Genomic DNA, 4,930 nt, shown 5'->3' on the forward strand with positions numbered 1-4,930 from the left:
CTTATTAGTTGCTATACTATATATCGGCGTTTTTATGATTTTGTTGAGTCTCTTTTGATAATCCGATGAGGGAGAATAACAGTATTTTCTTCAACTTCTTCTTTATTCATATATTTCGTCAGTAAACGCATCGCTACTGCACCAATATCATACATTGGTTGTACAACAGTCGTTAACGTTGGGCGAACCATAAGCGAAATCCGTGTATTGTTAAAACCAAATACTTCAATATCATTAGGGACGTGAAGACCTTGATCTTGAATACCGTGAATTACACCTACTGCCATTTCATCGGTAGCAACAAAAATCGATTTTGGTTTAGGTGATACAGTATTTAATAACTCATTAACCGCTTCAATTCCCCCATTATATGTACATTCATTTTCAACAACAAAACTTTCATCAAAATCAATGGAAGATTCTTCTAGTGCCCGAACATAGCCTTTATATTTTAGACCATTCGACTGAATATGTTCGCCACCTGTAATTAGTGCAGGATGAGCATTTGTATCTTCAATTAACTTCTTTGTTGCCTCATAAGTAGCTGTTTCATAATCAATATTTACCGACGGCAATTCATTATTTTTATCATGAGTAGCTGCGAGAACAACAGGCACTTGAGCCGTTTTAAATTGCTGAATATGTTCTTCTGTAATTTCTCCACCCATGAACACAATACCATCCACTTGTTTTTCTAACATTGTATCAATCAAATGAATTTCTTTGTCTTTGTTTTGATCTGAATTACTTAAAATGATGTTATATTTATACATCGTTGCAATATCTTCAATTCCTCGGGTTAATTCAGAAAAGAAGGTGCTTGAAATATCTGGAATGATTGCACCAACAGTCGTTGTTTTTTTACTGGCTAATCCTCTTGCCACCGCATTTGGACGATAGCCTAATCGTTCAATTGTGTCGAGTACCTTTTTTCTCGTTGTTGGTTTTACATTTGGATTTCCGTTTACTACACGTGATACCGTAGCCATTGATACGTTTGCTTCTCTTGCTACATCATAAATTGTTACACTCATTTTTTAGCCACCTCCGACTAAACTAATAATTTTTATTTTACTAAATCTACCGCTTAAATAGCAAAGAGTCAGTTCATTTAGCAAGCAAATATACTTTTATAAACCAATTCTTCTTTATCATATCCTAGCTTGAATAAAAACACAAAAAATATACAGCTTAAGACATGTAGTCCTGCTGTATATTTTTAAATTTTTGACACTTCTACCCTTAACTTATTTAACAGTAGCCCCATAATTAGTAACTGCATTATAAAATTCATTAAACATATCGATATCCATTTGTTGCTGTGCATCTGATAATGCAACTGCTGGATCAGGATGAACCTCTGCCATGATCCCATCAGCACCGATTGCAATTGCAGCTTTTGCTGTCGGGATTAACAAGTCTCTTCGACCAGTTGAGTGCGTTACGTCAACTAAAACTGGTAAATGAGTCTCTTGTTTTAAAATCGGTACCGCAGAAATATCTAATGTGTTTCTAGTTGCAGTTTCATATGTTCTAATTCCACGCTCACATAGAATAATATTTCCATTTCCACGCGAAATAATATACTCAGCTGCATTTACAAATTCAGATATTGTTGCCGCCATCCCTCTTTTTAAAATAACCGGTTTATTTGCTTCCCCAGCTGTTTTTAAAAGTTCAAAATTCTGCATATTACGGGCACCTATTTGAATAACGTCAATATAGTCTTGTGCTTCTTCAATATCTGCAGGGTTAACAATCTCACTTACGACAGCTAGATCATATTCGTCCGCTACACGCTTTAAGATTTTTAAACCTTCAAGCCCTAATCCTTGGAAGTCATATGGAGAAGTACGCGGCTTATAAGCTCCACCTCGCAGTAACTTTAGTCCCTTCGCTTTAACTGCTTCAGCAACTTTAGCTACTTGCTCATAACTTTCAACCGCACATGGACCAAAAATAAATTGCGTATCCCCGTTACCAAACTGCACACCTTTTATATCAATAATCGTATCGGCAGCTTTTCTTTTACGTGAAACGAGTAGTTCTTTTTGATGGTCATCTTCTTGGATCTCCAAGCTGGCTTTAAAAATTTCTTTAAAAATATGTTCTACCGTTGCATTTTTAAACGGACCATCGTTATTACTGATGATATGATTTAACATATCTCTTTCACGTACTGGGTCAAAACGTCTTGTGCTCTGCTTTCCTTTAATCTCACCAATTTGTTGAACAATTTCAGCTCGTTGGTTGATTAAGTTAAGCAATTCTAAGTTCAGTGAATCTAGCTGATCACGTAGTTCTTGCATTGTTCCATTACTCATTCCAAACGACTCTCCTTGTAAATTTAGTAACAATTAGAACAATTATACCTAATAATGTTTTCTTTGTCACTTATTTGTATATATAATAGATTATATGTCTATTGGACTATTAACTCGATGAAAGGATACATATAGAATGAAGGACTACGTTTTTGCACTAGATATTGGAACCCAATCTGTAACAGGTATCTTACTTGAAAAAGTGGAAACTACATATAGAATAATAGATTTTTGTGTCAGGCAACATGAAGAAAGAGCCATGTTAGATGGGCAAATTCAAAATGTTGTTCAAGTGGCTAAAATTATTTCTGAAGTAAAATTGGAACTTGAAAAGAAACATGGATTATTAAACAAAGTGTGTGTTGCTGCAGCCGGACGAGCACTAAAAACAATCCAAGCCGAAAAAACATTGGAAATTAAAGATAAACCAATTACAAGTGAGGAAGAAATAAGACATTTAGAATTAAGTGCTGTACAACAAGCTTTAACTAACATAACAGAACAAAATAAAAGTCAGTTCTCTCATTACCATTGTGTCGGATATTCTGTTCTTCATTACAAATTAGACGACGAAAAAATTGGATCTTTTATCGACCAAGTTGGAGATAAAGCAACTGTCCAAATCATCGCCACATTTTTACCTAAAATAGTTATAGAATCCTTACTTGCTGCGCTTGAACGGGCTGAGCTAACGATGGAAGCTTTAACTTTAGAACCAATAGCAGCCATCCACGTGCTAGTACCTGAATCAATGCGAAGATTAAATGTAGCATTAATTGATATAGGTGCCGGCACCAGTGATATTGCAATTTCGAATCATGGTACAGTTATTGCTTATGGAATGGTTCCGACAGCTGGAGACGAAATAACCGAAGCCATCAGCGACCAATACTTGCTTGATTTTAAAGTTGCTGAAAAAACAAAACAAACAATTGTTAATGAACAAAGTGCTACCGTCCATGATATTTTAGGTATGGAAACAACAATCACTTATGAAGATTTGGTTATGCAAATTTCCGGTAGTATCGATGAATTAGCTCATCTGTTAGCGCAAGAAGTAAGATTATTAAATGGAAAAATTCCGCAAGCAGTAATGTTAATCGGCGGTGGTAGTCTGACACCAAAACTAAATGAAAAAATTGCAGAACACTTACAGCTACCATCTAATCGTGTTGCTGTTAGAGGGGTAGAAGCAATTCAAAACTTGGAGAAAAATGACAAAGTACCTACAGGCCCGGACTTTGTCACCCCGCTTGGAATAGCTATTAGTGCCACGCAAAACCCGTTACATTATATTTCTGTTTATGTGAACGAACAAATAACGTTTATGTTTGAAACAAAACAGTTAACGGTTGGAGATTGTCTCATTCAAGCTGGAATAGATATTAACAAATATTATGGAAAAATCGGACTCGCTGCAATTATTATGTTAAACGGAAAAGAAATGATCCTACGTGGAAAATACGGGGAATCGCCAAAGATTTTTGTGAACGAAAAAGAGGCAACCGTTGATCATCCTATCCGCCCCGACGATAAGATTACGATATCTAAAGGAGAAAATGGCACAAGTCCAAGCTATACAATTGAAGACTTAGTTGGAACGATTCAAGAAATTACTCTAACTTGTAATAGTAAAAAATACGTAGTAAAACCGACATATCTTGTAAACAATCAACCAAAAACGAAGGACTATATTGTGCAAGATAAAGATGAAATTATTGTTCAAATGCCAAAAACGATTCATGATTTCGTTAATCTATATTTAAAAGAAACGTTCAAGGATTCAAAGCCTTTTTATGTGAAAGTAAATAAGCGGACTGTGCAATTGCCTAGTGGTAGTACAAAACTACTTTTAAATGGTGAGCCTACCACTCCTTCTGCAATGATTAAATCCGGGGATGACATAGAAATAGTTCCTTCTGAAGAAGTTACTGTGAATACTTTATTAAATCAGTTAAAAAAGCCATTCAAGTATTCTATCACCGTATATTTTAATGGCGAAGCAGTGGAGCTTGTGCAGCAACAAGTCGAAATAAATAGAGGGAAAGAAAGCTTAGACGAAAATGCTATTTTACACGATGGAGATCAAATTACATTAGCAGATAAAAAAGTTCGCTCTTTTATTTTCCAAGATGTATTTCGGCATATCGATATTGATATGTCAAACGTAAAAGGAAATTATCAATTATTTCGAAATGATAAACCAACAAGCTTCCATGATAAAATCATCCATGGTGATCAACTGGAAATAAGATGGGATTAATTTTTCGGTTAAAATTGAGAAAAAGGTGACTCATACTGTGGTATGGAGTCACGAAACACTATGCGAAGTGGCGCGCACGTTATTTTGAGTCACTATTAGTATGATTGTTATGTTATAACAATAAAAAAGCTTGTAGAAAGATAAATTTCTCCCTACAAGCTTTTGTTTCTTATTTAATCATTTTTTTCTTCGGAATTTTCTTCTTCTGATGAAGTTTGGGCTATTTCTTCTGCTTGTACAATATTTTCTGCCTCTTTTTCCACTTCATCCTTTACATCTTTCGCATCTCTTTTTACTTTCTCTGCAATATCTTTTGAAAAATCTTTTGTTTTTTCCGTCACAT

At 35.0% G+C, this 4,930-nt stretch carries 3 protein-coding genes; 1 reads left to right on the top strand and 2 read right to left on the bottom strand.

Going from position 1 to position 4,930, the window contains the following annotated elements; all coding sequences use genetic code 11:
• Nucleotides 1-32: 32 nt before the first annotated feature.
• Nucleotides 33-1,034 (bottom strand): catabolite control protein A, encoded by a 1,002-nt coding sequence (gene ccpA / locus ACPYKA_RS18845; protein ID WP_479543741.1) that lies wholly within the window; start codon nt 1,032-1,034, stop codon nt 33-35.
• Nucleotides 1,035-1,247: 213 nt separating this feature from the next.
• Nucleotides 1,248-2,324, bottom strand: coding sequence for a bifunctional 3-deoxy-7-phosphoheptulonate synthase/chorismate mutase (locus tag ACPYKA_RS18850; protein WP_479543742.1), 1,077 nt, complete (start codon nt 2,322-2,324; stop codon nt 1,248-1,250).
• A 136-nt stretch (nt 2,325-2,460) separates the two neighbouring features.
• Between ACPYKA_RS18850 and ACPYKA_RS18855 the strand changes: the two genes are divergently transcribed.
• Entirely contained in the window at nt 2,461-4,587 is a 2,127-nt protein-coding gene (locus tag ACPYKA_RS18855; protein ID WP_479543743.1) for a cell division protein FtsA, read from the top strand.
• Nucleotides 4,588-4,930 lie beyond the last annotated feature (343 nt).

Origin of the sequence: Pseudogracilibacillus amylolyticus (SeqCode), assembly GCF_051918545.1 — a bacterium.
Lineage (GTDB): Bacteria > Bacillota > Bacilli > Bacillales > Amphibacillaceae > Pseudogracilibacillus.

Excerpts from the sequence above, each read along its gene's own strand:
- ccpA (WP_479543741.1), bottom strand. The coding sequence starts at position 1,034 with ATGAGTGTAACAATTTATGATGTAGCAAGAGAAGCAAACGTATCAATG.
- ACPYKA_RS18850 (WP_479543742.1), bottom strand. The coding sequence starts at position 2,324 with ATGAGTAATGGAACAATGCAAGAACTACGTGATCAGCTAGATTCACTG.
- ACPYKA_RS18855 (WP_479543743.1), top strand. The coding sequence starts at position 2,461 with ATGAAGGACTACGTTTTTGCACTAGATATTGGAACCCAATCTGTAACA.